The 26,072-nt window shown below is 67.3% G+C and carries 19 protein-coding genes and 1 pseudogene; 13 read left to right on the forward strand and 7 right to left on the reverse strand.

Going from position 1 to position 26,072, the window contains the following annotated elements:
- Positions 1–27 precede the first annotated feature (27 nt).
- Positions 28–3,705, reverse strand: coding sequence for an ATP-binding protein (locus tag Q358_RS0105735; RefSeq protein WP_027961179.1), 3,678 nt, complete (start codon positions 3,703–3,705; stop codon positions 28–30).
- A gap of 406 nt (positions 3,706–4,111) precedes the next feature.
- Between Q358_RS0105735 and Q358_RS16650 the strand changes: the two genes are divergently transcribed.
- The 5 genes from Q358_RS16650 to Q358_RS16660 all read left to right on the forward strand — a co-directional run bounded on the left by Q358_RS16650 (position 4,112) and on the right by Q358_RS16660 (position 8,910).
- Positions 4,112–5,065, forward strand: a complete 954-nt coding sequence (locus Q358_RS16650; protein ID WP_043487716.1) for a zinc metalloprotease HtpX — start codon at positions 4,112–4,114, stop codon at positions 5,063–5,065.
- Between the two features lie 75 nt (positions 5,066–5,140).
- The gene (locus Q358_RS0105750) at positions 5,141–6,136 is read left to right on the forward strand and encodes a TRAP transporter substrate-binding protein (RefSeq protein ID WP_027961180.1); all 996 of its coding nucleotides are present in this window, start codon (positions 5,141–5,143) and stop codon (positions 6,134–6,136) included.
- The gene (locus tag Q358_RS16655; RefSeq protein ID WP_043487717.1) at positions 6,137–6,667 is read left to right on the forward strand and encodes a TRAP transporter small permease; all 531 of its coding nucleotides are present in this window, start codon (positions 6,137–6,139) and stop codon (positions 6,665–6,667) included.
- Entirely contained in the window at positions 6,664–7,926 is a 1,263-nt protein-coding gene (locus Q358_RS0105760) for a TRAP transporter large permease (RefSeq protein WP_027961181.1), read from the forward strand. The genes Q358_RS16655 and Q358_RS0105760 overlap by 4 nt, the downstream gene beginning before the upstream one ends.
- A gap of 6 nt (positions 7,927–7,932) precedes the next feature.
- Positions 7,933–8,910, forward strand: coding sequence for a LysR family transcriptional regulator (locus Q358_RS16660; RefSeq protein ID WP_051530204.1), 978 nt, complete (start codon positions 7,933–7,935; stop codon positions 8,908–8,910).
- 42 nt (positions 8,911–8,952) lie between these two features.
- Here Q358_RS16660 and Q358_RS0105770 read toward each other — a convergent pair whose 3' ends face one another.
- A complete protein-coding gene (locus Q358_RS0105770) occupies positions 8,953–10,344 on the reverse strand; it encodes an FAD-binding oxidoreductase (protein ID WP_027961182.1) in 1,392 nt (463 codons plus the stop codon).
- A 257-nt stretch (positions 10,345–10,601) separates the two neighbouring features.
- Here Q358_RS0105770 and Q358_RS0105775 point away from each other — a divergent pair, with 257 nt between their 5' ends.
- Both Q358_RS0105775 and Q358_RS0105780 read left to right on the forward strand, forming a co-directional pair.
- Positions 10,602–11,612 carry a TRAP transporter substrate-binding protein gene (locus tag Q358_RS0105775; RefSeq protein WP_027961183.1) on the forward strand — a complete coding sequence of 337 codons (1,011 nt, stop codon included), beginning with the start codon at positions 10,602–10,604 and terminating at the stop codon, positions 11,610–11,612.
- 105 nt (positions 11,613–11,717) lie between these two features.
- Positions 11,718–11,912: a hypothetical protein gene (locus Q358_RS0105780; protein WP_043487718.1), complete on the forward strand. Its 195-nt coding sequence runs from the start codon at positions 11,718–11,720 to the stop codon at positions 11,910–11,912.
- Here Q358_RS0105780 and Q358_RS0105785 read toward each other — a convergent pair.
- From Q358_RS0105785 to Q358_RS0105805, 5 genes are all read right to left on the reverse strand, one after another.
- Entirely contained in the window at positions 11,909–12,514 is a 606-nt protein-coding gene (locus tag Q358_RS0105785) for a DUF938 domain-containing protein (protein ID WP_027961185.1), read from the reverse strand. The genes Q358_RS0105780 and Q358_RS0105785 overlap by 4 nt on opposite strands.
- A 30-nt stretch (positions 12,515–12,544) precedes the next feature.
- Positions 12,545–13,633: a 23S rRNA pseudouridine(2604) synthase RluF gene (gene rluF / locus Q358_RS0105790; protein ID WP_027961186.1), complete on the reverse strand. Its 1,089-nt coding sequence runs from the start codon at positions 13,631–13,633 to the stop codon at positions 12,545–12,547.
- Between the two features lie 140 nt (positions 13,634–13,773).
- Positions 13,774–14,232: a YchJ family protein gene (locus Q358_RS0105795; RefSeq protein WP_027961187.1), complete on the reverse strand. Its 459-nt coding sequence runs from the start codon at positions 14,230–14,232 to the stop codon at positions 13,774–13,776.
- Positions 14,233–14,362: 130 nt separating this feature from the next.
- Complete coding sequence (gene hrpB / locus Q358_RS0105800) at positions 14,363–16,795, reverse strand: ATP-dependent helicase HrpB (protein ID WP_027961188.1); 2,433 nt, start codon at positions 16,793–16,795, stop codon at positions 14,363–14,365.
- A 7-nt stretch (positions 16,796–16,802) separates the two neighbouring features.
- Positions 16,803–17,477 carry a TetR family transcriptional regulator C-terminal domain-containing protein gene (locus Q358_RS0105805; protein ID WP_027961189.1) on the reverse strand — a complete coding sequence of 225 codons (675 nt, stop codon included), beginning with the start codon at positions 17,475–17,477 and terminating at the stop codon, positions 16,803–16,805.
- Between the two features lie 222 nt (positions 17,478–17,699).
- Here Q358_RS0105805 and xdhA point away from each other — a divergent pair, with 222 nt between their 5' ends.
- The 6 genes and pseudogenes from xdhA to Q358_RS0105840 all read left to right on the forward strand — a co-directional run.
- Entirely contained in the window at positions 17,700–19,253 is a 1,554-nt protein-coding gene (gene xdhA / locus Q358_RS0105815; protein ID WP_027961190.1) for a xanthine dehydrogenase small subunit, read from the forward strand.
- Positions 19,237–21,669, forward strand: a complete 2,433-nt coding sequence (xdhB, locus tag Q358_RS0105820; protein WP_027961191.1) for a xanthine dehydrogenase molybdopterin binding subunit — start codon at positions 19,237–19,239, stop codon at positions 21,667–21,669. Before xdhA ends, xdhB begins: the two co-directional genes overlap by 17 nt.
- Positions 21,666–22,511 (forward strand): xanthine dehydrogenase accessory protein XdhC, encoded by an 846-nt coding sequence (gene xdhC / locus Q358_RS0105825; protein ID WP_027961192.1) that lies wholly within the window; start codon positions 21,666–21,668, stop codon positions 22,509–22,511. The genes xdhB and xdhC overlap by 4 nt, the downstream gene beginning before the upstream one ends.
- A gap of 126 nt (positions 22,512–22,637) precedes the next feature.
- A complete protein-coding gene (gene guaD / locus Q358_RS0105830; RefSeq protein ID WP_027961193.1) occupies positions 22,638–23,978 on the forward strand; it encodes a guanine deaminase in 1,341 nt (446 codons plus the stop codon).
- A 149-nt stretch (positions 23,979–24,127) separates the two neighbouring features.
- On the forward strand, positions 24,128–25,495 hold the full coding sequence (locus Q358_RS0105835) for an NCS2 family permease (protein ID WP_027961194.1): 1,368 nt from the start codon (positions 24,128–24,130) through the stop codon (positions 25,493–25,495).
- 341 nt (positions 25,496–25,836) lie between these two features.
- A pseudogene (locus Q358_RS0105840) lies at positions 25,837–26,072 on the forward strand (IS1380 family transposase); the annotation flags it as partial.

Raw genomic sequence — 26,072 nt, forward strand, 5'->3', positions numbered from 1 at the left:
CGGCCGTCGCCGGCTGGATCGCTTCGCTCATGATGCCACCTCCTCGGCGCGGGCCTGCAGACGCTGGGCCAGGCGACTCAGGCGCGGCTCGATTCGCTTGAGCCGACGCTGAGTGGGCTCCGCCGCGTCGCGGTCGATCAGGTAACGGTTGTGAAACAGCAGCAGCACGTCCGACTCCGGGTTGGGGAAGGCGCCGACGATATGGATACGGTTGTTGTCACAGGCGTCGAACAGCTTCTCGACGTTGTGATAGGCCAGGGTGCCGATCTCGTCGATGGGCCAGTGAATGGCGATCTCGGCCGGGCCACGCAGCAGCCGGGTAAAGGCGAGCAGGAACTTGCACAGGATCAGATAGGCCATGCCGTGGCTGGAGGACTCCAGCAGCTGGCGATCGTTGCGGATGACCAGGTCGGTACCGCCCTCGTTGAGGTGCAGCTCCAGGCGCAGCAGGCTCTCGAAGCTGTACTGCTGGTCGCTGCGCAGCAGCTCCACCACGTCGGCCAGGGTGTCGAGATAGTCGTCACCGGGGAGCGGCTGGCCGGAATCACGCCACTCGCGGTAGCGCCGGGAGAACCGCTTGAGCGGCTCCCAGAAGCCCAGCTCGTCGATGGTGGACTGGATCTTCACCTCGGCCCGGCCGATGCCCTCGAGCTTGAGGTCGTCGGCCACCTCGTCCGACAGGCGCCGGCTCTGGGCGCTGATGCGCCGGTTGAGGTCGCTGAAGACGGTGAAGAACTTGTCGAGATCGTCGGAGAGGTTGCGCCCCTCCTGCAGCAGCTGTTCCTGCTGGCCTTCCAGCAGCTTGAGCATGCCCGCGATCACCGGCAGCAACCGGCGCGGGCTCTCGCCATCGAGTCGGGCCCGTTCGGCCTCCAGGGTGTCCTGGAAGTCGGCGCTGGCGCCCTTGATCAGCTCGGATTCCAGCGTCTCGCAGCCGCGGCGCAGGGCCTCCAGCTCACGCCCATGATCGGTCAGCCCCTGGCGCAGACGCTCGATACGCTCCTGGGTGTCCCCGGGCGCCTCGCCGAGAGGCTCGGGGGCCGCCGCCAGGGCCAGGGCCTCGAGCTTGTCGAGCAGTGGCGCCAGGGTCTCCACCAGCGTTTTGGCCGCATCCCGGCGGGCCGTGAGCTCGCTCGCCGCGGCTCGATATTCGTCCCGGGCGGCATGAAAGTCGGCCCGATGCTGGTGGCGCCGGCGCTCCAGGGCATCGCGTTCCCGGGTGAGCTCGGCGTCCTTCTCCACCAGCCGCGGCTTGCGTTCCCCCCACTCCACGCGCATGAAGCGCGTATAGGCATCGAGCTCCTCGCGGCGCCCCTCGGTGTCGCGAATGCGCCCGGCCAGCGCCTCCATGCGTGAACGCGTTTCCCGCACGCTGACCGGGTCGACGCCCTGCTCCGCCAGCTCCCGGTCGAAGGCCGCGGTGAGCTCATCACGCTGCAGGCGGTGCTCCTCCTTGTGCTCGGCCAGCTGACGCCGATGCTGCTGGACCTGCTGATCGAAGCCGGCCAGGCGGGCCTGGAAATCGGCAGTCAATTCGAGGCGCTGGGCACGGTGGCCGTCGGCCAGCGCCTCCAGCGCCTGGCGCTGCTCATCGCGCAGGGCCTGATGGGCGGCCTCCTGTTCCGCCAGCGACTCACGGCAGGCGGCCTGACGCGCCTTCTGGGCCGCCGCATGGCGCTGCTGGCACTGGCTACGCGCCTGCAGGGCGTAATCCACCTCCTCGGCGGCCCGGCGACGCGCGGTACGGGCACGCTCGAGGCGGGCATCGGCCTCCTGGACCTTCTGGTGACCGGCCCGTAGCGCCTTCTCGGCCGCCTTCTCCTCTTCATTCGCCTCGTCCAGCGCCGCCTCGGCGGTGGCAATGGCGGCCAGCAGCTCGGCCTCCTCCTGGGCATCGTCGGGCGCGTCGATGGCGGCCAGGTCCAGCGTCAGGCCGAAGAGGTCATCGCTTGCCGTCTCGTTGAACTGGGGGGCGAGGTCACGCCGCTCCAGGAGCGCCGGCGCCACCACCTTGCCCAGGGTCTGCTCCCAGCCCGGGCGATGATGGCGCAGGAAGTGACGCAGGCTGCCCTGGGCGGGATCGCGCTGGACCTGAAGAGTCGCCAGCCGGGCCTCGGCGCGGGAGCGGCGGGCCCGGGCCCTCTCCAGTTCCTGTTCGGCGGCGTCACGCTCCTGCTTGCGCCCGTCGAGCTCGCCGCGCAGCTGCTCCATGGCCGCCGCGGCGGATGCCTGCTCGCTCTGGGCCTGATCGACCCGGACCTGGGCCTGCTCCGCCTCGCGGGCCTCCTCGGGGCTCTGGGCCGTATGCGCCAGCTGTGCCTTGAGCTCGGCCAAACGCGCCGTCACCTGCTCCAGGCGAGCGCGGTAGTCATCATCCAGCGCCTGGCGGCGGGCCTGGTAGTCGGCGTCCAGGCGGCCCTCGGCATCGACCTGCTGGTCGCGGCAGGTGTCCTTCTCCTCACCCAGGGCATCGATCAGCGCCTGGAGCTCGTCGCGACGCGCCTCGAGCAGGTCGCCGAGCTCCACCAGCCGCGCCTCCAACTTGGCCTTGCTCGCCTTGACCGCCTGTTGCATCAGTTCCAGGTGGTCACGCAGCTGTTGTTGCTGTTCGCGCCACTGGGGCAGCGCCTTGAGGTCCTGCTCGAGGCCCGGCATATCGGCGGCCTCGAAGGCCTCGAACTGTTGCTGCAGATCATCCAGCACACCCCGGGTCTGGTCGAGTTCGCTGTCGAGCTCGCTGGCGCGGTCGTTAAAGGCGTCACGCTGCTCCCGGTAGGCGGCTTCCCGGGCCTGAAAGTCGCGCTGGCGCCGCTGAATCTCGGCCTCATGCTCGGCCCGGTCGCGCTCGGCGCGATGCCGATCGGCCTCCAGCTGGGGCTTCAACTGCCAGAGCGAGGCCTCCAGGTCGGCGATCTCGCGATCCCGGCGCTCCAGCTCGCCCAGCGAGCGCTGCAGGGGTTCCAGGCGCATGGACTGGCGCATGCGGGCGATCCATTCCCGGGCCTTGGTGTTACGGATGCGGGTCACCGGCAGCTCGACGCCATCTTCCTCGAAGATCGCCGCCAGCATGGTCTTGAGGGTGTCCATCTTGCCCTCCTTGGCGTGTACCGCCGAGACCAGCTTCTCGATATGCCGGATGCGCTGGCCGGGGCGTACCAGGCTGAAGCGGGCGGCCACCTGACGCAGGCGCAGCCCCTCCTTGCGGTTGCCCCGGGGCTGGGTGCCCGTCTGGGTGAAGTCGTTCTGGATCACCGCGCGGTACTCGGAGGTGGCCCCCAGCTTGGGGGAGACCGACACGCCCCGCCGCCGCAGGCCGCTGGCCCACTGGGCGTAGTCCAGGGCCGTCACGCCGGCATCACTCTCGACCAGATAGTCCTCGGGGCGGTAGGCATCCCCCAGGAAGCGATACTCGACCCCACCCTCGCCGCGGCGGGTCAGCACCGCCTGGCAGACGTCTCCTTCCTCGCGGCGGTATTCATACACGAGGTAGCTGTTGCGGTGCGGTAGATAGAAGGCGTCGAACTTGAGGCGCGTGCGCGGCACCACCCGGTTGGGCAATTCACCGTAGAACACCGGCACCAGCCGCTGGAGGGTGGTCTTGCCCGAGGCATTGGTGCCGCAGATATTCGTGTGGCCCTCCACACTGAGTTCGACCACCCCCTCGAGGTGGCCGTGGATCATCACGATGCGTAGCAGCTGGCCCATGTCGCGTCCCTGGTCGTTGGCATGCCCATCACCGGTCCAGTGCCGGTAAGCGCCCATGGTGCCGGAGGCGCTGCATCATCTCAATTGGGGACGGGTGATGACCCTCCCTGGTCGAGGACCCCCTAATCGATATAGGCCATGATGGCCTCATGTGCAGCAATCTGGGCCTCGGCTTCATGCACCAGGCGCTCGTATACTTCGCGGGATTCAATTGGCAGGGACATGGTATTCCTCCGGGTTGATTACCCCATGAATACAAAACGATTACGACCCTCTGCGCAATCCCCGCCAGCGGCTTTCACATTTCTTGCGGCAAGGTAACCAAGTGTTGTTGCTAACGGCACGGGGGCGTCACACTCCCTGCACCGGGCCTCCGGTGGTACCCTGATGCCCCCAGGAGGAGGCCATGATCTCTCGGCTCGGCGCCCAACGCCTGCACAACACACTACAACATTTGCTGATACTCACCGGCATGTCGCTGCTGCTCGCCGTGCCCGCCTGGCTGCTGGCCGGTAGTGCGGGAGTGCTGTGGGCCTTTTGCCTGGTGATATTGACGCTCTATCTCGGCGGACGGATACCGGCGCGACTGGTGCTGGCGCGCACCGGCGCCGGGGCACTGCACCGGCATCAGGCCCCCCAGCTCTACCGGGTAATGGCCCTGCTCTATCGGCGAGCGGGCATCACCCAGCCGCCGGCACTGTTCTACGTGCCCTCACCGGATCTCAACGCCTTCGCGGTGGGGGATGCCCGGGACGGGGGCATCGCGGTAACCGAGGGCCTGCTGCGGAACCTGCCATTGCGCGAGCTTGCCGGCGTGCTCGCCCACGAGGTGAGCCATCTGCGCCACGGCGATACCCGGGTGATGTCCATGGCCGCCACCATGACACGCCTCACCGTCTGGGGAACCATGCTGGTGCAGTTGGCACTGATCGCCATGCTGCCCTCGGCCATGGCCGGGGAGTTTCGCATGCCCTGGCTGGAGCTGCTGGCGGTGGGTCTGGCCCCCCTGGCGAGCACCCTGCTGCAGCTTGCCCTGTCACGGAACCGCGAGTTCACCGCCGACCTGGAGGCGATGACGCTGACTCGCGACCCCCAGGGGCTGGCCGATGCTCTGGAGACCCTGGAACGGCGCAATGGCATCTGGCTGACGACCCTGTTCGGTCGCCAACAGCTGCCGGGGTGGCTGCGCTACCTGCAGACCCACCCGCCCACCACCGAGCGGGTACAACGACTGATGGCGCTGGCCGAACGACAGGGACCCAGGCCGTCGTCTTCGCGCCCCTACCGTCCTCGCGAGCCGCTGGTGGAGTCCCGCCCCGAACGCCACGGTCATCGTTATTGGCTGGGGCGCAGGCGATAATTGACCGGCATCTCGAGGGCGGTGCATGCTTTAATGCAAGAATCGTAACGCTCTGACACACAAAGGAAACAAATAATGAACGGCTTTATCCGCAACACCCTGGCGCTCGCCGTCTCCCTGGGCGTGGCCGCCACCGCCCAGGCCAACGACTTCGCCGACATGGACCCGACGACGCTACGCATGGCCCACGTGGTCAACGAAGAGGATGGTTTCCATATCGCCGCCATGAAGTTCGAGGAACTGGTGGAAGAGCGCACCCACGGCAAGGTGGATATCGAACTCTACCCCAACGCCAGCCTCGGCGATGAGCGCACCCTGCTCGAGGGCATGCAGATCGGCACCGTCGACATGGGTTTGATCACCAACGGTCCGGTCGCCAACTTCCTGGAGGAGATGGCGGTATTCGAACTGCCCTTCCTCTTCCCGAGCCCCGAAGCCGCTTATGAAGTGCTCGACGGCGAGATCGGCCAGGAGCTGCTGGGTCGCCTCTCCGAGGTCAACCTCAAGGGCCTGGCCTATGCCGAACGCGGCTTTCGCAACCTCACCAACAGCGAGCGTGCGGTGGAGAGCCCCGCGGATATCGACGGCCTGCGCATCCGCGTGATGGAGAACCCGGTCTACGTGGACACCTTCCGCGAGCTGGGTGCCAACGCCGTGCCCATGGCCTGGACCGAGGCCCTCACCGCCATGCAGCAGGGCACCATCGACGGCCAGGAAAACCCGGTCAACGTGATCCACTCCTTCAAGCTCTTCGAGACCCAGGATCACATGACGCTGTCGCGCCACACCTACGCGCCGGCGATCTTCGTGATGGGGATGCCGGCCTGGGGCGAGCTGCCGGAGGCCGCCCGGACGGTCATCGCCCAGGCCGCCCAGGAGGCCGCCGAGCATGAGCGCCGGGTCAACGCCGAACTGGAGGCCGAGCAGCTGGCCGAGCTGCGCGAGGCAGGAATGCAGATCGTCGAAGACCCCGATATCGCCGCCTTCCAGGAAGCCGTGATTCCCGTCTATGAGAAGTACGGCGAGCAGTTCGGCGATTACCTGCCGCGCATCCAGGAGGCGCTGAAGTAAGTGTCTGACCTCGCCCATTCCCTGTTGCGTCCGCTGCGATGGAGTGAACGCGCCCTCGACGCCGTTATCTCGCCCGTGGTCTTCACGGCGATGGCGGCGTTGATCGGTGTGATCACCCTGCAGATCGTCTCGCGTGTGCTCTTTACCGCCGTGGGCTGGACCGAAGAGGTCGCCCGCTTCCTGTTGATATGGATCACCTTCCTGGCGGCCACTCTGGCATTCCATCGAGGGCGGCATATCGCCGTGACCTTCGTGGTGGACGCCCTGCCCGGGCTACCCAGGCGCCTGGCCCGGATCGCCGCGCTGCTGGTAGCTCTGGGCTTTCTCCTCGCGTTGATCCTGATCGGCTGGGATTACATGCAGGTCCAGAGTTTTCAGAAATCCGCCTCGCTGCGTCTCTCCATGACCTGGGTCTACGCCGTGATCCCCCTCTCCGCGGCGATCATGGCCTGGTACGCCCTGGTGGATATCGCCGGCCTGGCGCTGGGCGATGCCCACGCCTCCGCGGCTGACGACGAGGAGCGCCCATGACCGCCCTGCTCTTTCTACTGTTCCTGATTTTCATGCTGCTGGGCGTGCCCATTGCCCTGGCCATCGGCGCCAGCACCCTGGTGGCGCTCAAGGCCCAGGGCGTGCCACTGATGGTGGTCACCCAGCAGATGTTCCAGGGCATCAACTCCTTCGCCCTGGTGGCGGTGCCGATGTTTATCCTCGCCGGTGACCTGATGGCCCAGGGCAAGGTGAGCGAGAAGCTCGTCGACTTCGCCGATTCGATGTTCGGTTTCCTCAAGGGCGGGCTGTCGATGGTCTCCGTGGGCGCCGGGATGTTCTTCGCCGCCATCTCGGGCTCCGGGGCCGCCACCACCGCGGCGGTGGGCGCCAGCCTCGTGCCGGAGCTTCGCAAGAAGGGCTACGAACCCGCCTCGGCGGCCAGCCTGATCGCCGCCAGCGGCACCATCGGCGTGGTGATCCCGCCCTCGGTGCCGATGATCATCTATGCCGTGATCGCCCAGCAGTCGGTATCCACGCTGTTCTTGAGCGGTATCCTGCCGGGCATCGCCATGGGCCTGGGGCTCTCCGTGATCGCCATCGTGCAGGCCTACCGCCGCAACTACCCCCGCGGCACTGCCCTGTCGGCGGCCACCATCTGGCGTACCTTCAAGAGCGCCAGCTGGGGACTGATGACCCCGGTGATCATCCTCGGCGGCATCTTCTCGGGGATCTTTACCCCCAGCGAGGCGGCGGTGGTGGCGGTCAACTATGCCCTGCTGGTATCGCTGTTCGTCTACCGCGACCTGACGCTGCCCGACGTCTACCGCATCCTCATCCGCTCGGCCATCACCACCTCGGTGATCATGCTGGTCATCGCCACCTCGGCGATACTCAGCTGGACCCTGTCGAGCTGGCAAGTTCCCGGGGCCATCGCCCAGGCGGTGCTTTCGCTCTCCACCGATCCCCTGGTGATCATGCTGCTGGTAGTGGCGGTGATCCTGCTGACCGGCGTCTTTATCGAGACCGCCAGTGCCCTGATCATCCTGACACCGGTGCTGCTGCCACTGGTGACCCAGCTGGGCATCGATCCGATCCACTTCGGGCTGATCATCGTCATGGGGCTGGCCATCGGCATGATCACCCCGCCGGTGGCGATCAACCTGTACGTGGCTTCGTCGGTCACTCAGCTTCCCCTGGAGCGCATCACCCGCGCCATCATGCCCTACCTGCTGGGTCTGGTCGCGGTCCTGATGCTGGTGGTATACGTGCCCATCCTGCTTGGCTGGTCGGGGGCCTGACGCCGCATGGCAAATAGAAACGATTGGCACGCCGCGCGGCTGTCCCGGCTGCGCGGCGTCAATCTCAACCTGCTGCTGGTGTTCGACACCCTCTATCAGCATCGCAGTCTGACACTGGCGGCCGAGGTCATGAACCTCAGCCAGCCGGCCTTGAGCCATTCACTGCGCAAGTTGCGTGAACTGCTGAACGACCCGCTGTTCATCAAGGGCGCCGACGGCATGACGCCGACCCCACTCGCGCATCAGATGCAGGCGGGCATCGACGATGGACTCTTCCATTTCGACCGCGCCCTGACCCAGCACGAGCGTTTCATCCCGGCTACCTCGACCCGGGAGTTTCGCATCGGCGTGTGCGACGACGCCGTCAGCGGCGCCCTTCAGCCGGCACTGCTGAGCCATACCCTCCACCACGCCCCCGGCCTGTGCTTGAACTGGCTGCCAATACGCATCGCCCATGAGGACCAGGCTCAGTCGCGCCTGGAGGCTCATGACCTGGATGCCGCCATCGTACAGCTCGACTCACTGCCGCTGCAGTTGCCCCACGATCACCTGAGCGATGACCCCATCGGCTGCGTGGGCGATCCCGCCGTTTATGGCGACACCCCCGCCCTGGATATGACCACCTTCCTGGCCGCTCCCCAGGTAGCACTCTCGCACCGGGAAGACAGCCCGCTGTTGATCAATGACGTACTGCGCAGGCGTGGACTTCAGCGGCGCATTGTCGCCAAAACACCACAGGTGGCCCCGCTCGCCGACCTGCTGCCCGGGACCCGGCTGCTGGCGGTGGTAACCAGAAGCTCGGCCCGCCTGCTATGCCGACGCGACAGGTTGCGCTTCTACGACCTGCCCCTGGAAGTGGAGCCGTTTCGCCTCTGCCTGCTCATTGACTGCCGTCGACCCAAGGATGCGGGGCTCGCCTGGCTACGTGGGCGACTCCGTGATGCCGCCCACGTACTCATGCCGACACCCGGGGGCGGTAAGTGATGATCGTGCACCAGCCGGGTCAAGCCCCTCGAGGCGGAAGCTTCAAGGCGTCGACGCCCCGAATATCTTGCCGGGGTTGAGCAGCCCGCCAGGGTCCAGGGTCCGCTTGAGCAGTCGCATCAACTCCAGCTCCGCTGAACTGCGGCTGAGACTCAGGTAATCACATTTCTCGAGACCAATGCCGTGCTCGGCGGAAATCGATCCACCGATGGCCGCCAGGGGCTCGTAGACCAGGCGTTCGACCCCCCGACGACTCTCCGGTCGATCATCTCGCACCGAGATCATGATGTGCAGATTGCCGTCGCCCAGATGGCCGAAGGCCACCAGCCGCCCCTGCTCGGGAAAGGCGTCAGCCAGCCGTCGCTCCAGCCCGGCGACATAGTCTTCCATCGCCGGAATCGGCAGGCTGACATCGTAGGAGAACATCGGGGCCAACTGCTTCACCAACACCTCGATGTCTTCCCGAATATCCCAGATCGCCTGGCGCTGTGCCTCGGAGCCGGCGAGTACCGCATCGGTAATCAGCCCCTGGTCCAGTGCCTGCTCCAGGAATGCCTGGAAGCGCTCGGTATCGATTTCGACATCGGCTCCCTGGCTCTCGATGATGGCGTAGAAGGGCGAATCCGTCGCCAGCGGCGGCGGGTAGGCGCCGCTCTCTTCGGTCATCAGCCGGTAGTGGCTTTGCCACAGGGCCTCGAAGGCGCTCAGCCCGATGCGACGCGCCGCCAGGTTGAGAAGTGTCGTCAACGCGCTGAAGGAAGGCACCGCCACCAGGGCCGTTTGCTCGCTGGGCAGGCGCGGCTGCAGCCGGAGCACCGCTCGGGTGACGATCCCCAGGGTGCCCTCGCTGCCGATGAAAAGCTGCTTGAGATCGTAGCCGGCGTTGTTCTTGAGCATCTGGTTGAGCGAGCTCACCACGGTGCCGTCGGCAAGCACGGCCTCCAGGCCCAGCACCTGCTGGCGCATCATCCCGTAGCGAATCACCCGAACCCCGCCGGCGTTGGTGGCGATATTGCCGCCGATGGTGCAGGAGCCGCGTGCCCCGAGGTCGAGGGGGAACTGCATGTCGACCTCTTCAGCGGCTTCCTGCACCCTCTGCAGTGGTGCCCCGGCCTGAACGGTGAGGGTCCCGCCCACCACATCGATGTCTTCGATGGCGGTCATGCGCTCCAGCGACACCACCAGCTCGTCGGGCGCCGTCACGGCGCCATGGACGACCCCGGTCAATCCACCATGAGTCACAACCGCCTGACCCGCCGCATGACAGCAGGCCATGACCCGACTGAGCTCTTCGGTGTCTGCCGGGCGAATGATGGCGCCGGCCTCGCAGGCAAGCCCCGAGAACCAATCCACGCTGCGCTGGCTGACGCTTGTCCCGGTCAGGACGTTGTCGTGGCCAACGATCTCGGCCAGTTCATTTAATATTGTCTGCATCCTTTCCCCCTTCAGGGCATGTGTTCAGGCCCTTGAATCGGGCCATGCAGCGCCGGATACGGCCCCTGCCTGGAGCCTGAGACTAACCGCGCCTCGCAACACGCTCAAGCGCTGTCGCCAGGAAGCGTTGCACTATCCAAGTGGCGAATGTATCCATAAAAATTGCGCATTCGACCCTTCTACAGGGATTGGGTACGTTCGGGCGATACAAGCGCGAAAACAATCACAACCCGTCAACATCATGCCGAGGATATGTCATGCCGACCAAGACACTCAGCCAGCGCCTGACCTTGACCACCTTGACCGCGGCGGCGCTCGTCTCGAGCCCGCTCTCTCTGGCCTATGACGGCGACAGCTATACACTGCGTCTTGCCCATGTGGTCAATACCGAAGACACCTATCACATTGCAGCAGACCACTTTCGCCGCTATCTGGAAGAGGAATCCTCTGGCAATATCGAGGTGGAGATCTTCCCGAATGCCAGCCTCGGCGACGAGCGCACGCTCCTCGAAGGGATGCAGATCGGCACCGTGGACATGGGCGTCATTACCAACGGGCCAGTGGCCAACTTCGCGCCGGAATTCTCGGTTTTCGAACTGCCTTTTCTCTTCCCCTCCGCGGAATCGGCCTACGCCATTCTCGATGGGGATATAGGCCAGGCATTGCTGGACCGACTCGGGGAAGTCAACCTGAAGGGGCTCGCCTATGCCGAGCGCGGCTTTCGCAACGTGACCAACAGCCAGCAGGCGGTGCACGGGCCGGAAGACCTCGAGGGCCTGAAGCTGCGCGTGGTCGAGAACGAAGTCTATGTCGATACCTTTCGCACCCTGGGCGCCAACGCCGTCCCGATGGCCTGGACGGAAGCGCTGACCGCGCTGCAGCAGGGCACCATCGACGGCCAGGAAAACCCGATCAACGCCATCCATGCCTTTAATCTGGCCGAGACCCAGTCACACCTCTCGATGACTCGACATATCTACGCGCCTGCCGTCTTTATCATGGGCATGCCAGTATGGCAACAGCTCGACGACAGCGCTCAGGCACTGGTGCTGGAAGCCGCGCGAAAGGCCTCCGCCTACGCTCGTGAACAAAACAGCGCCATGCAGAACGCACAGCTCGACGAGCTCCGCGACGCCGGCATGGCCGTGGTAGAAGACCCCGACCGCGAAGCCTTCCGGGACGCCGTGGAGCCGGTCTATGAAAAATATGGCCCCCGCTTCGACGACATCCTGCCGCGCATTCGCGAGGCACTGCAAAAGATGCAATGAGGCGAGGAAATCGGTCGGCCCGGTACGGCATTCGGCACTTGCCCTGGGGCGCCATCGGGCGGCAGCATGCTGGATCAACCGATCACTGCTCTATGGGAGCCTTCCATGACACGCTTGCCGATTTTTCTCTGTGCGCTATCGATGACGGTGCTCGCCGGCTGCACGACCTACACCTACCCGGATCGCGACAATGAGACGGTCTGGGGCGTACCCACAGACGACGAGACCCTGACGCGCGATGAGCGGGAAAATGCGCCGCCTCGCTACCGTGAGCCCGGCGAGGTACCCGAGGCCCGCTAATCGCGGACGAACAGCACGCCAAGATTATTGGCGGGCATCTCGACCGTGGCCTGGAGGCGCAGCCCGTGGCCCTCGGCTTCGGCCACGACCCGCGTAAGGTCGCGCACGCCCCAGCGGGGATCACGGCGGCGCAGGTCGGCATCGAAGGCGGCATTGCTGGGGGCGGTGTGGTCCGCGCCGCGACGGTAGGGGCCATAGAGGCAGAGCACCCCGCCACGCACGAGCCGCTCACCGGCGCGGGCCATCAGGGCCTCGGTCACCGCCCAGGGCGAGATATGGATCAGGTTGATCGCCACGATCGCCTCGAAGGGCCCCGCCGGCCAGGTGTCGGCGGCGGTGGCGTCGAGGCGTAGTGGTTCGGCCAGGTTGGCCAGACCCGCCTGGTCACGCCAGGCGGCGATGGACGCCAGGGCCCCGGGCGTCGGATCGCTGGGCTGCCACATCCAGCCCGGCATGGCGGTCGCACAGTGCACGGCATGTTCGCCGCTACCGCTGGCCAGCTCCAGCACGCGCGCGCGTTCGGGCAGGGCCTCTTGCAGCACCTCGAGAATCGGCTGGCGGTTGCGCGCCGCGGCCGGGGTATAACGGCGTGGATCGGTCATATCGGTATTCCATGGATGTGAAGCGAGAGACTACTTCTTCTTGCCCCGGGGTTTGGCCCCCGGCCCTGCCGCCTTGGCGCGGGAACCGGAGGGACGCCCGCCCTTGGGCTTGGGGCCGGGCTGTTTCGCCGCAGGCTTTTTCGCGGCGGCCTTCTTGCCCCCCGGCGTCTTGCCGGGTGCCACGCCCTTCTCCCCGGCCTTGCGCCTGGGTGGCTTGCCGCCGGTGGACTTGCCCTTGCCGGGCTTGCCCTCACCGGACTTGCCGGGCTTATGGGGCCGACCGCCTTCGCCCCCGGCGGTGGCTCGCTGTCGAGTCCCCGCCTTGCCCGACGGCTTGCCGGCACCACCGCCCTTGCGGCGTGCCGTCCGGCGCCCGGCCGACGGGTCCTCGGAGGCGGAGCCTTCGGTCATGGCCAGTATCGTCGCCACCTCGTCGGGCGTCAGGTCACGCCAGTCCCCCGTGGCCAGCCCCTTGAGCGACACATTCATGATGCGGATGCGCTCCAGCCTCGTCACCTCATAGTCGAACACCTCGCACATCCGGCGAATCTGGCGGTTCAGCCCCTGGACCAGCGTGATGTTGAAGACGAAGCGCGACTCCTTGACCACCCGGCACTTCTTGGTGATCTCGCCGAGGATCGGCACGCCGCCGGCCATGCCGGCGATAAACTCGTCGGTAATCGGCTTGTTGACGGTGACCCGGTACTCCTTCTCGTGATTATTGCTGGCACGCAGAATACGGTTGACCAGGTCGCCGTTATTGGTCAGGAAGATCAGTCCCTGGGAGTCCTTGTCCAGGCGGCCGATGGGAAATATGCGGGTACCGTGTTTGACGAAGTCGACGATATTGGCCTTTTCGTCGGGGTCCGTGGTGCTGACGATGCCCACCGGCTTGTTGAGGGCGATAAACACCTGGTCCTCGTCCTCCAGCGCCAGGGGCTCGACGACCTGGCCGTTGACCTTGACCACGCTGCCGGGCACGACCCGGTCGCCGGGGGTGGCCCGCTGCCCATCGATGCGCACATTGCCCTGCTCGATGTATCGGTCGGCCTCTCGCCGCGAGCACATGCCGCTTTCGCTGATGTACTTGTTGATTCGTTTGGAGAGGGTCTGGGCCATGGGAGTGCATCCGAGCGTAAGGGTGAAGGGGATCGAGGCGACGGCCCACCAGTTTAAGGGCCCGGCCAGGCGACGGCCAGCCATGCCCGGCATCCGGCCGGTATCAGCCCGGCATCCGGCCGGTATCAGACGGGGCGATGTTAGCCCAGGTCGCAGCAGCGCTTGAACTTGCGCCCGCTACCGCAGGGGCAGGCGTCGTTGCGACCGGGCTTCAGGCGCGACACCGTCGGCCGGCCATCCAGGTAGCGCCAGCGGCCATCGTCCCGGCGAAATTCCGAGGCCTCTTCCAGCACCCCGTAGTCGTGCCCCTCGCGGAAGGTGGCACGAAATTCCACCCAGCCCCGGTCGCCCTGCTCGCCGCTGTGCAACACCTCCAGCCCCAGCCACTGGGTGGCGTCATCCGCCCCCAGCTCGGCGGGACGGGTATCGGGGTGCCAGCTGGCCAGGAGGTAATCCGTACGCTTCAGCACGAAGGCGCTGTAGCGCGAACGCATCAGGGCCGCCGGCGTGGGGGCAGGCGCCCCGTCATGATAACGCCCACAGCATTCGGCCAACGGCCTGGCACTGCCACAGGGACAGGAAATAGATGCGCTCGACATTGCGGCTCCTGCTGGAGGGGGTAATGGCGGCATCTTAACAAGGCAGGCCACGCGACTCGATCGATAACGACGATCCTGCTTGGTCGGTAACGGCGATCCTGATAGCAGCATCCCTGCCTGTCGACGCCGCCTAGCCCCGGCGCCGTGTACGGGCGGTGGCCTCGGCGGTCAGGGGGTCCTCAGGCCAGGGATGCTTGGGATAGCGACCGCGCATCTCGCGGCGCACCTGGGCGTAGCTCCCCGCCCAGAAGCTGGCCAGGTCGGTGGTGACCTGCAGTGGGCGCCGCGCCGGCGAGAGCAGGTGCAACAGCACCGCCTCCCGCCCATCGGCGACCCGCGGCGAGGCGTGCCAGCCGAAGCACTCCTGCAGCTTCACCGCCAGCACCGGCGGCTTGCCCTCCAGGCAGGGGGCATAGTCGATCCGATGGCTGGCGCCGCTGGGCACGGCCAGGCGCTCCGGGGCCAGCTCATCGAGACGCGCGCGCAGCGGCCACGCCAGGGTGTCCAGCAGCAGGCGGGCCAGGGGCAGGCGCTCCACGGCGTCCAGGCGGCGGATGCCATGGAGGTGCGGCCCCAGCCAGTCATCGAGGCTCTCGAGCAACGCCGCCTCGGAGGCCTCGGGCCAGTCATCGCCCAGGGTGCGTCGCAGCAGCGCCAGGCGGCCGCGCAACTGGGTGAGCGCCTCGCTATCCGGAAGCCCGCGACGGCGCAGGGCATCGAGCAGGGCATCGCGCACCGCCTCCGGCGGCATCGTCTGGAGGGCCCGCCGCTCGAGCACCACGGCCCCCAGACCCCGCACCTCTTCGCCCTTCAGGCCGCCCAGGTCGTCGGACCATTCGAGACGCGTGCGCCACTCGGCGCATTCGGGATAGAGCGCTTCCAGCCGCTCCCGGGAGAGCGCCACGCCGCGGAAGATTCGCGCCCCGCTGGCCTCCCCGGAGAGCTCGGCGGCCACCAGGAGACAGGCATGGCCCAGGGGGTGGCCCTCGGGCAGGGTCGCCAGCCCTCCGCCGGCCAGGCGAAAGCGACCCGGGGCCTCGAGGCGCTGGGCAATACGCTCCGGGTAGGCGATGGCCAGCAGCTCGCCCAGCGGCGCCGAATCGGACACCTCGAGGGGCACCCGGGCGATGCGGGCCAGACGCTCGGCCTCTCGGCGCCACTGGCGGTGGGCCCGGGGCTCACGCAACCGTGACTGCAGCATGCGCTCCAGGTCACGCTCCGGGTCGACACCGCGCTCCTCCAGCAGTGCCACCAGGGCACAGGCCAATGCCAGCGCCTCGCGCCGTGCGGCACGCTCGAGCATCGCCGCCAGGCGGGGATGCGTCGGCCAGCGCGACGCGGCGCGCCCCAGTTCGGTGAGATGAGCGCCAGCGTCCAGCAGCCCCAGGCGACGCAGCAAGTCCTGCCCGGCGGCCAGGGCACCGGCGGGCGGCGGAGTGACCCAGGCCAGCCGGCGGGCATCGGTGATGCCCCAGCGCGCCAGCTCGAACGCCAGCGGGGCCAGGTCCGCCTGGCGGATCTCCGGCTCGCCGTGGGGGCTCATGGGCTGCTCCTCGGCCCACAGCCGAACACAGAGCCCCGGCCCCTGGCGGCCGGCCCGACCGCGGCGCTGGTCGGCACTGGCCCGGTTGACACGGCGGGTCTCCAGGCGAGTCAGGCCGCTGCGTGGCTGGAACACCGGCACCCGTTCCCGGCCGGCATCCACCACCAGCCGCACGCCGTCCACGGTGACGCTGGATTCGGCGATGGCGGTGGCCAGCACTACCCGGCGCCGCCCCTCGGGATCCGGACGCAGGGCCCGGCGCTGCTCCTCCAGGGACAGCCTGCCGTGCAGCGCCAGCACGAGCAGTTCCGGGGCACGCCGGGCCAGTTCCCCCGCCAGGCGGCGTATCTCCGCCACCCCGGGCAGGATCACCAGGGCATCGCCCTGCTGCTCGGCCATGGCATCGAGCAGGGCCCTGGCCTGCGACTCAGGGGGCGCGTCCCGGGCGCCGAGCGCTCGGTAGCGTGTCTCGACCGGAAAGGCCCGGCCCGGGCAGTCGATCACCGGCGTCTCGTGACCCAGCACGCCGAGCAGCGCCTCGACGTCGAGGGTGGCCGACATCACCAAAAGGCGCAGGTCCTCGCGTACCGTCTGGGCGTCCAGGGCCAGGGCAAGCCCCAGGTCCGCCTCCAGGCTGCGTTCATGAAACTCATCGAAGAGGATCCCGGCCACGCCCTCGAGGAGAGGGTCTTCCTGCAGCATCCGGGTCAAGACTCCCTGGGTCACCACCTCCAGGCGCGTGGCGGGCCCCACCCGGCTCTCGCCGCGCATTCGATACCCCACCGTCTGCCCGACGCGCTCGCCCAGTTGCTCGGCCATGAAGCCCGCGGCCAGTCGCGCCGCCACCCGCCGCGGCTCGAGCAGCAGCAGGCGCCCTTCCCGGGCCCAGGGTGCCTCGAGCAAGGCGAGCGGGACTCGGGTGGTCTTGCCGGCCCCGGGCTCGGCCACCAGCAGCGCACGCGGATGACCGACCAGGGCGTCATGAATCGCCTCGAGACGCGTATCGATGGGCAACGTCATACGGGATTCAGCGCTCCGACTCGTCGGCCCGGGGCGCCACGCCGCACCCCTTGAGCACCATTCGGGTCAGGAAGACGGTGATCTCCTCGACGTCGGCGTCGGACAGCGCGTCCCGGTCGGTGATACCCAGCACCTGGGCCTCGAAATCGGCGTAGTGCTGGGTGGCCGACCAGATCAGGAAGATGAGCCAGACCGGGTCGACCGGGTCCATCAGGCCGCGTTCGGCCCACTGGCGGAAAATCGCCGCGCGGGCCTGGACCCAGTCGCGCAGGTCGCCGCGCAGATAGTCCTGCAGGAAGGGGGCGCCCGCCAGGATCTCGGCGGCGAACAGCCGCGACCCCTCGGGGTGGCGTCGGGAGAGCTGCATCTTGCTGCGTATGAAGGCTTCCAGCACCTCGGCCGGGTCGTCCTCCGCGGAGATATCGTCGAGAAGCGCATTCCAGCGCGCCATCATGCGCTCCAGCAGGCGCACATAGAGCCCGCGCTTGCTGCCCATGTAGTAAAGCAGGTTGGATTTGGGGAGCCCCGCCTGGGCGGCAATAGCGGCCAGGCTGGCGCCGCGATACCCATGGTTGGCGAAGACCCGTTCGGCGGCGGCCAGGATCTCTCGCTCATTGCGCTCCCGGGTGGCGCCGTTGCCGTTGTCGGTGCGAACGGAAGCGGCAACATCGCGCTGGGTCATGGGGCTCTCCTGGCCGGTCTGAATGGCAGGAGTTTGCCGCACGCCCGATAGCGGTGCAAACCGTGGGAAGAGCCGACGAACCAGGACTTGCATTCCTCTCATTCCTGAACCAAGCTGAAATCGAAACTGACCGATTGGTCAAGTATCGATTCGAGAATCCCGCGGTAGATATCAATACCGGATTCCACCACCGCCTGAATGCCAACGACAAGAGACATGGCGATGATCGACTTTCTGCTCAACGGCGCCCCGCGTCGGTGCGAGGCCACGCCCGATACCAGCGTGCTCGAATTGCTGCGCGACACCCTGGGCCAGACCGGCACCAAGGAGGGGTGCGCCACCGGCGACTGCGGCGCCTGCACCGTGGCCATCGGCGAGGCCGACACCACCGGCGCCTGGCGCTATCACGCCGCCAACGCCTGCATCACCCCCGCCCATCAGCTCAATGGCCGCGCCCTGGTGACCGTTGAGGGGCTGGCCCGGGGCGATGCCCTGCATCCGGCCCAGGCCGCCATGGTCGAGTGCCATGCCACCCAGTGTGGTTTCTGCACGCCAGGCATCGTGATGTCGCTGTTCACCCTGCATGAGGGCCAGCGGCACGACCCCGCCCCGCTGACGCCGGAGCGCCTGGAATCGGCGCTGGGGGGCAACCTGTGCCGCTGCACCGGCTATCGCCCGATTCGCGATGCCGCCATGACCCTGGCCGACCACCCGGAGCCCGCCGTCAAGGCGTGGGAGCCGCCTCCCCGGGAAAGCGCCGGCGAGGCGGAGGCGCCCCGAGCGCCCGCCACCGGGGCACCGGCGTCGCCGCCCGGGGATATCGGCTTCGCCCAGCCCGACTCCCTGGAGGCACTGATCGCCGAGCGCCGCGCCAACCCCGAGGCACCGCTGGTCGCCGGGGGCACCGACCTCTGGCTCGAGGTCACCCAGCGTCTGACGCGCTTCCCCCGCGTTGTGGACCTCACCCGGGTACCCGAGCTCCAGGCCCTCGAGGAGGCCACACTGGATGACAGGCGGCGCGGCTGGTGGCTCGGGGGCGCGGTCACCTATGCACGCCTCGAGCCGCTGCTGGCCGAGCACTACCCCAGCTTCGCCCACCTCCTGCACCGCCTGGGGTCGGCCCAGGTACGCAACCGCGGCACTCTGGGCGGCAATATCGCCAATGCCTCACCCATCGGCGACACACCCCCGGTGCTGCTCGCCCTGGGCTCACGCCTCTGGCTGGCGGGCCCCGGAGACGGTAAAGGAGAAGGAGAAGGAGAAGGAGAAGGAGAAGAAATAACCGAGCGGGAGCTGCCCCTCGATGACTTCTTCCTCGACTACAAGCACACCGCGCTGCGCGAGGGCGAGGTGGTGCGTGCCATCTTCCTGCCGCGCCCCGACCCCGAACGGGAGCTCAGGGTATGGAAGCTCTCGAAGCGCCGCGAGGACGACATCTCCGCGGTGCTGGGCGCCTTCGCCTGGCGCCTAACCGACGGCGTGATGCGCGATGTGCGCCTGGCCTTCGGCGGCATGGCGGCGATTCCCAAGCGGGCCACGGCCGCCGAGGGCGCCCTGGAGGGACGCCCCCCCACACCCGAGGCCTTCGCCGCCGCGCGCACCGCCCTGGCGTCGGACTTCCAGCCCATGAGCGATGGGCGGGGCAGCGCCGATTACCGGCGCCTGACCGCCGCCAACCTGCTCGAACGCCTGCGCCTGGTGCTGGACGATGATCACGCGTCTTACGACAAGGCCCACGGCTCCCGGGAGGTCATGCTGCATGCGTACGCTCACTAAGCCCCTTCAACGCCGAAACGCCTCTCACAATGTTCAGGCCCACGACCCTCAGGCCCACAATGCCCAGGCCCACGAGAGCGCCATCAAGCACGTGACCGGGCGTGCCACCTATATCGATGATATCCCGGCCCCGGCGAACTGCCTGCACCTGGCGGTATCGCTCTCGCCGGTGGCCCATGGCCGCGTGGTGGGTCTCGACCTCACCCGCGTCCGCGCGCTACCCGGTGTGGTGGATGCCATCGGATTCAACGACGTGCCGGGGCATACCGATATCGGCCCGGTGTTTCCCGGGGACCCGATCTTTATCGACACGGAGATCAGCTACGCCGGCCAGGCACTGTTTGCGGTCGCCGCCGAGAGTCATCGCGCCGCCCGAGAGGCCGTCAAGGCGGCCCTGGACGCGGGCGTGGTGGAAATCGACGAGCAGCCGGCCAGCCTCGACCCGGTGGCCGCCGCCGAGCGCGGTGAGTTCGTGCGCCCCACCCACGTCCAGCAGAGCGGCGACTGGCAGGCGACCCTGGCCCAGGCACCGCTGACCGTGGCAGGCGAACAGTTTGTCGGCGGCCAGGAGCACTTCTACCTGGAGGGCCAGGCCTGCCTGGTGACCCCCACCGAGGACGATGGGGTCATGGTCCATACCTCCAACCAGCACCCCAGCGAGACCCAGAAACTGGTCGCCGAGGTATTGGGGGTACCGCTGCATGCGGTCACCGTGGAGGTACGCCGCATGGGTGGCGGCTTCGGGGGCAAGGAGACCCAGGCCTCGCCCTGGGCCTGCATGGCGGCCCTGATCAGCCGCCGCACGGGACGCGCCGCCAGGCTACGCCTGCCCCGCGCCGAGGACATGCGCGCCACCGGCAAGCGTCACCCCTTCCACAACCGTTACCGACTGGGGATCGACGCGGCGGGCGTGATCCAGGGCGGAGAGCTCACGGTGATCGGCGACTGCGGCTACTCGCCGGACCTCTCCGAGGCGATCGTCGACCGCGCCATGTTCCACGCCGACAACGCCTACTCCCTGGGTCAGGCCCGGGTCACCGGCCACCGCGCCCGCACCCACTTCGCCTCCAACACCGCCTTTCGTGGCTTCGGTGGCCCCCAGGGCATGATGGTCATCGAGGCGGCCATGGACGATATCGCCCGCCGCGTCGGCGAGGACCCGCTGACGATTCGCAAGCGCAACCTCTATCGCCAGGAAGACGGGGCCCCCCAGCGGCGCACCACTCACTACGGCCAGACGGTGGAACAGCTCGGGCTGTTGCACGAACTGATCGAGCGGCTGGAGACGAGCAGCGATTACTGGCGGCGTCGCCGTGAGATCACCGAGTTCAACGCCGAGAGCCCCGTGATCAAGAAGGGGCTGGCGCTGACGCCGGTGAAGTTCGGTATCTCCTTCACCGCCCAGCACCTCAACCAGGCCGGCGCCCTGCTCCACGTCTATACCGATGGCAGTGTGCAGATCAACCACGGCGGCACCGAGATGGGCCAGGGCCTGCACACCAAGATCTGTCAGGTGGTGGCCCGCGAGCTGGGGCTGGACCTCGATACAGTGCGCATCACCGCCACGCGCACCGACAAGGTCCCCAACACCTCGCCGACGGCCGCCTCCAGCGGCGCCGACCTCAACGGCATGGCCGCCCGGGACGCCTGCCTCAGGCTCAAGGAACGCCTCTTCGACTTCGCCGCCGAGCATCTCCACACGGAACAGGGCCTGGACCGCGAGGGCATGCGCCTGGAAGCCGGGCACCTGGTGGCCGGCCGCGGCGCAAGCGAACGCCGCATCCCCTGGGGCGAACTGGTCCAGGCGGCCTACTTCGGCCGGGTGTCGCTTTCCGAGAAGGGCTTCTATGCCACGCCGCTGATTCACTATGACCGCGAAACCGGCAGGGGCCGTCCCTTCTACTATTACGCCTTCGGCGCCGCCGTGAGCGAGGTCCACGTCGACACCCTGACGGGGGAATACCAGGTATCGCGGGTCGATATCCTTCACGACGTCGGTGACTCGCTGAATCCGGCCATCGACATGGGCCAGGTCGAAGGCGGCTTCATCCAGGGCATGGGCTGGCTGACCAGCGAGGAGCTCAGGTGGAACGCCGCCGGGCGCCTGCTCAGCGAGGGCCCCGCCACCTACAAGATTCCCACCTTCGGCGACCTGCCGCCGGTGTTCAACGTGGAGCTGCTGGAGGGCCATCCGAACTCCATGGCGAGCCTCTACCGCTCCAAGGCGGTGGGCGAGCCGCCCTTCATGCTGGCCATCTCGGTGTGGTCCGCCCTGCGTGACGCCCTGGCAAGCCTTGTGGACTATCGCGCATCACCGCGGCTGGATACGCCGGCGACCCCGGAGCGGGTATTGATGGCCGCCGAGGCGCTGCGTGCCCCTGAAGCGAAGGGGCCAAGAGAGGAGAAGGTGACATGAGTGAGCGTCCCGAAAGCTGGCACGCCGCCCTGCACCGCCTGCAGCAGGCCGGGGTGGCTCATGCCCTGGCGACCCAGGTGACCAGCGCCGGCTCGACGCCCCGTGAACCCGGGGCGCGCATGGTGATCACCCCGGACGCCATCTACGACACCCTGGGGGGCGGCACCTTCGAATGGCAGACCATCGCCGCCGCCAGGCAGCGCCTGGCCGGAGGCGAGGGGCAACCGGAGCCCGGCATCAGCCTCGAGGCCTTCAGCCTGGGGGGGCGCAGCGGCCAGTGCTGTGGCGGCTTCGTCAATGTGCTGATCGAGGTCTTTCCCGGTAGCGTGACCACCCTGGCACTGTTCGGTGCCGGCCATGTGGGCACCGAGATCGTGCGCCTCGCGGACCCGCTCGGCTGGCGACTGCTGTGGCATGACAGCCGTGACGACGCCTTTCCCGACTGGGCATCGTCGCGGGCACGCCTGGCCTGCCGGCCGACACCGGACCCCGAGGCGGCCGTGGCCGCCCTGCCCGCCGGCACCCACTGCCTGGTGATGACCCACGACCACGCCGAGGATCGCACCCTGATCGACGCCCTGCTGCGCCGCGGGGACTGCGCCTCCATCGGCCTGATCGGCTCCCGGAGCAAGTGGGCCAGCTTCCGCTCGCGCCTGCGTGATGCCGGCCACGATGACGCCGCGCTGACACGGGTGCGCTGCCCCATGGGTGACTCGGGCGGCGACAAGCGCCCCTACGCCATCGCCCTGGCCACCCTGGCCGAGCTGTTGCCCTTGGTGGCGGATAACGCCCCCGCCGACCAGCGCGGCCTGGACCCGGCCGAGCTGCGCGCTCTTTTCTAGCCAGCGGCCCAAAAGATTCACTGAGCCTCGCCAACTATCGCCATTGGGCGCCGGGAACAGGCCGAAGAGGAGAGAAGTAAGCCTGTTGCCGGGTCAGCCCGATGGTGGCAACCAAGAGCCCCAAAGATGACAAAGTCCGACTCGCGCGTGCTGCGCGCCGAACTGCTGAGCTTCGATGCCGACCCCGGCGACAATGACACCCCGGCACCGGGCAGCGTGCGCCATATCAGCGATGGCGCCCTGTGGATCGAGAACGGCCGCATCCGCGCGGTGGAGGAATACGCCAGCCTGGCGCCGACCCTGCCGCCGGGCACCGAGGTCATCGACCACCGCGGCAAGCTGATCACCCCGGGGTTTATCGACAGCCACGTCCATTATGTGCAACTCGAGATCATCGCCTCCTACGGCCGCCAGCTGCTCGACTGGCTCAATGACTATACCTTTCCCGAGGAACAGCGCTTCGCCGACCCCGACCACGCCGCGGCCCTGTCCGAGGCCTTCCTCGACGAGATGCTTCGGGTCGGCACCACCACCGCCCAGGTGTTCTGCTCGAGTCATCCGGCCTCGGTCGATGCCTTCTTCGCCGCCAGCCATCGCCGCGGCCTGTGTATGCTCGCCGGCAAGGTGCTGATGGACCGCCACGCCCCAAAGGGGTTGACCGATGACCCGGAAGGCGGCATCCGCGACAGTGAACGACTGATCGCCGACTGGCACGGCAAGGGACGGCTCGGCTACAGCCTGACCCCGCGCTTCGCGCCGACCTCCACCCGCGAACAGCTCGATGCCGCCGGCGCCATGCTGCGCAGCGATGCCAGCCTCTGGCTGCAGACCCACCTGGCCGAGAACACCGGCGAGCTCGACTGGGTCGCCGAGCTCTTCCCCGGCAGCCGCGACTACCTCGAGGTCTACGAGCAGTCGGGACTGGTCGGCCCCCGCAGTACCTTTGCCCACGGCATCCATCTCGACAACGAGATGCGCGGGCGCCTGGCCGAGCGTGGCGCCAACCTCGCCTTCTGCCCCAGTTCCAATCTCTTCCTGGGCAGCGGCCTGTTCGACCGACAGGCCGCCCGGGAGACGGCATTGAACGTGACCCTCGCCAGCGACGTCGGCGGTGGCACCGACCTCTCGGGGCTGGCGACCCTCAAGGCCGCCTATCAGGTGGGCCAGCTCCGCGGCCAGCCCCTCACCGCCTGGCAGGGTCTCTATGGGCTGACGCTGGGCAACGCCCGGGCGCTGTCCCTCGACGCGCGCATCGGTCGTTTGACCCCGGGGCACGACGCCGACTTCGTGGTCCTCGACCCGGCCGCCACGCCGCTGCTGGCACGCCGCACGGCACGCAGCCGATCCCTTGCCGAGACCCTCTTCGCGCTGATGATGATGGGGGACGACCGCTGCGTGGCCGAGACCTGGGCCGCCGGACGCCTGCAGCACCGGCGCGATGCAAGCGTTGTCCGCGCCGACCGTTGAACGCCATGGCGTCAAGCAACTTGTCCGATCGGTCAGCTTCTGCCTAGGCTAACAACCGCGGCAAGCTGACCGGTTGGTCAATCCAAGCGGCCGCCAACTGGCGTCCGATGACCACCGACGTATCTCTATACAACAACAAGGGAAAGCCCATGCGTTCCACTACTTCGTCACTGGCAGGCGACACGACGGACATGCCGGCAGCGTCCGACCTCCATGTACTCGACCGCTATTTCGGTGTCAGCCGGCGCGGGTCCAGCCTGAAGACCGAAATCCTCGCCGGCATCGCCACCTTCCTGGCCTCGATGTATATCATCGTGGTCAACCCGGCGATCCTGGCCGAAGCCGGCATCCCCTTCTCGGCAGCCCTCTCCGCCACCGTGCTGATCAGCTTCATGAGCAGCCTGGCCATGGGCCTCTATGCCCGCAACCCCATCCTGGTCGCTCCCGGCATGGGCATGAATGCCCTTTTCACCTATACGCTGGTGCTGGGGGCCGGCCTCTCCTGGGAGGTCGCCCTGGGCTGCGTATTCTGGTCCGGGGTGCTGTTCGCCGTGCTCGCCGTCTTCAATGTCCGCAAGGCGATCATCGAGGCGATTCCCGCGTCACTGCGCTACGCCATTACCTGCGGTATCGGCCTTTTTATTACCTTTATCGGGCTGAAGAACGCCGGCTTTATCGTCGGCAGTGACGCCACCCTGGTAACGCTGGGAAGCTTTGGCCCCGGCCTGGTGACCTTCTTCATCGGCCTGATGGCGACCGCCGTCATGGTCATCCTGCGCATGAACGGCGCCCTGATACTGGGCATCGCGCTGACCACACTCATGGCGGCCCCCATGGGACGGCTGTGGGGCGGGGACATGATGGTCGAGTGGAGCGGGTTTGCCGCCTGGCCCGATTTCAGCGCCGTCATGAAGGTCGATATCCTCGGCGCGCTCAAGGTGGCCTATCTGCCCTTTATCTTCGTGATGCTGTTCACCAACTTCTTCGACGCCCTCTCCTGCTTCATGGCGCTGTCCGAGTCGGCCGACCTCAAGGACCAGGACGGCAATCCCCGCAACCTCAAGCGGTCCATGACCGTGGATGCCTTCGCCTCGATGATCGCCGCCCCGCTCGGCACCAGTGCCGCCCAGACCTTTATCGAGTCCGGCGCCGGCGTGGCCCAGGGGGGACGCACCGGGCTCGTCGCGGTGACCATCGCCCTTCTGTTCCTGCCCTTCCTGTTCCTGTCGCCGCTTCTATCGCTGGTGCCCTCCATCGCCACCGCCCCGGCACTGGTGCTGGTGGGGCTATTCATGCTTTCCCCGATCGGCCGCATCGACTGGAGCCGCTACGAGGAGGCCTTCCCGGCCTTTCTCGCCATCATCCTGATGCCGCTTACGTATTCCATCACGCTGGGGATCGCCTTCGGCTTCCTGAGCTATGTAATGATCAAGATGGCCACCGGCAAGATCGGCGAGATTCGCCCCGCCATGTGGATCTCCGCCGCCCTCTGCGTGGTATTGCTCGCCACCACCTGACGCCCCCCGAAGACGCAACCCCGGAAGGGCAGCCTAGGGCTGCCCTTCCGGGGTTTAACGCATTGCACGCGGCCAGCGAGCCGTGACCCTCCCCTCCCTGGGAGGCCTATCCTCTTGCTTCACTCGGCCACCATCCGGAGCCCCGGGGGCCGATTACTATCCAGTCAATTTATTGACTCACATCAAACAACTCCCTTACTTGACTAATTTACTGGGTTGATTAGATACAACAATACTGCCTAACTGATTCCTGAATCCGTGAGACCGGCCCCCGGAAGCACTTCTAACCCACTGACCTGCATGGCAATATAGCCATTATCGCCATTCACCCAGACAGTGCCATGCCCAACATAAAGTTCCGCGCCAGTCGCCGCACCCTCACCAGCCATTCCGGGCTGTCGATCATCGGGCAGTGCATCGAGATCGCCGGCGTCGACAGCATCGACGGCCGCTTCCCCACCACGCTGGGTATGCGCACCAGCGACGTGGTCAAGAGCTACCTGGGTCTGCTGTGTCTAGGCATGAGCGACTATGATGCCATCGAAAACTTCCGCCGCGACAAACCCTTCCAGCAGCT

Source organism: Halomonas halodenitrificans DSM 735, assembly GCF_000620045.1.
GTDB classification, from domain to species: domain Bacteria; phylum Pseudomonadota; class Gammaproteobacteria; order Pseudomonadales; family Halomonadaceae; genus Halomonas; species Halomonas halodenitrificans.

Coding starts and splice junctions, on each gene's coding strand:
- Q358_RS0105735 (WP_027961179.1), bottom strand. CDS start 3,705: ATGGGCCAGCTGCTACGCATCGTGATGATCCACGGCCACCTCGAGGGG.
- Q358_RS16650 (WP_043487716.1), top strand. CDS start 4,112: ATGATCTCTCGGCTCGGCGCCCAACGCCTGCACAACACACTACAACAT.
- Q358_RS0105750 (WP_027961180.1), top strand. CDS start 5,141: ATGAACGGCTTTATCCGCAACACCCTGGCGCTCGCCGTCTCCCTGGGC.
- Q358_RS0105760 (WP_027961181.1), top strand. CDS start 6,664: ATGACCGCCCTGCTCTTTCTACTGTTCCTGATTTTCATGCTGCTGGGC.
- Q358_RS16660 (WP_051530204.1), top strand. CDS start 7,933: ATGGCAAATAGAAACGATTGGCACGCCGCGCGGCTGTCCCGGCTGCGC.
- Q358_RS0105770 (WP_027961182.1), bottom strand. CDS start 10,344: ATGCAGACAATATTAAATGAACTGGCCGAGATCGTTGGCCACGACAAC.
- Q358_RS0105775 (WP_027961183.1), top strand. CDS start 10,602: ATGCCGACCAAGACACTCAGCCAGCGCCTGACCTTGACCACCTTGACC.
- Q358_RS0105780 (WP_043487718.1), top strand. CDS start 11,718: ATGACACGCTTGCCGATTTTTCTCTGTGCGCTATCGATGACGGTGCTC.
- Q358_RS0105785 (WP_027961185.1), bottom strand. CDS start 12,514: ATGACCGATCCACGCCGTTATACCCCGGCCGCGGCGCGCAACCGCCAG.
- rluF (WP_027961186.1), bottom strand. CDS start 13,633: ATGGCCCAGACCCTCTCCAAACGAATCAACAAGTACATCAGCGAAAGC.
- Q358_RS0105795 (WP_027961187.1), bottom strand. CDS start 14,232: ATGTCGAGCGCATCTATTTCCTGTCCCTGTGGCAGTGCCAGGCCGTTG.
- hrpB (WP_027961188.1), bottom strand. CDS start 16,795: ATGACGTTGCCCATCGATACGCGTCTCGAGGCGATTCATGACGCCCTG.
- Q358_RS0105805 (WP_027961189.1), bottom strand. CDS start 17,477: ATGACCCAGCGCGATGTTGCCGCTTCCGTTCGCACCGACAACGGCAAC.
- xdhA (WP_027961190.1), top strand. CDS start 17,700: ATGATCGACTTTCTGCTCAACGGCGCCCCGCGTCGGTGCGAGGCCACG.
- xdhB (WP_027961191.1), top strand. CDS start 19,237: ATGCGTACGCTCACTAAGCCCCTTCAACGCCGAAACGCCTCTCACAAT.
- xdhC (WP_027961192.1), top strand. CDS start 21,666: ATGAGTGAGCGTCCCGAAAGCTGGCACGCCGCCCTGCACCGCCTGCAG.
- guaD (WP_027961193.1), top strand. CDS start 22,638: ATGACAAAGTCCGACTCGCGCGTGCTGCGCGCCGAACTGCTGAGCTTC.
- Q358_RS0105835 (WP_027961194.1), top strand. CDS start 24,128: ATGCGTTCCACTACTTCGTCACTGGCAGGCGACACGACGGACATGCCG.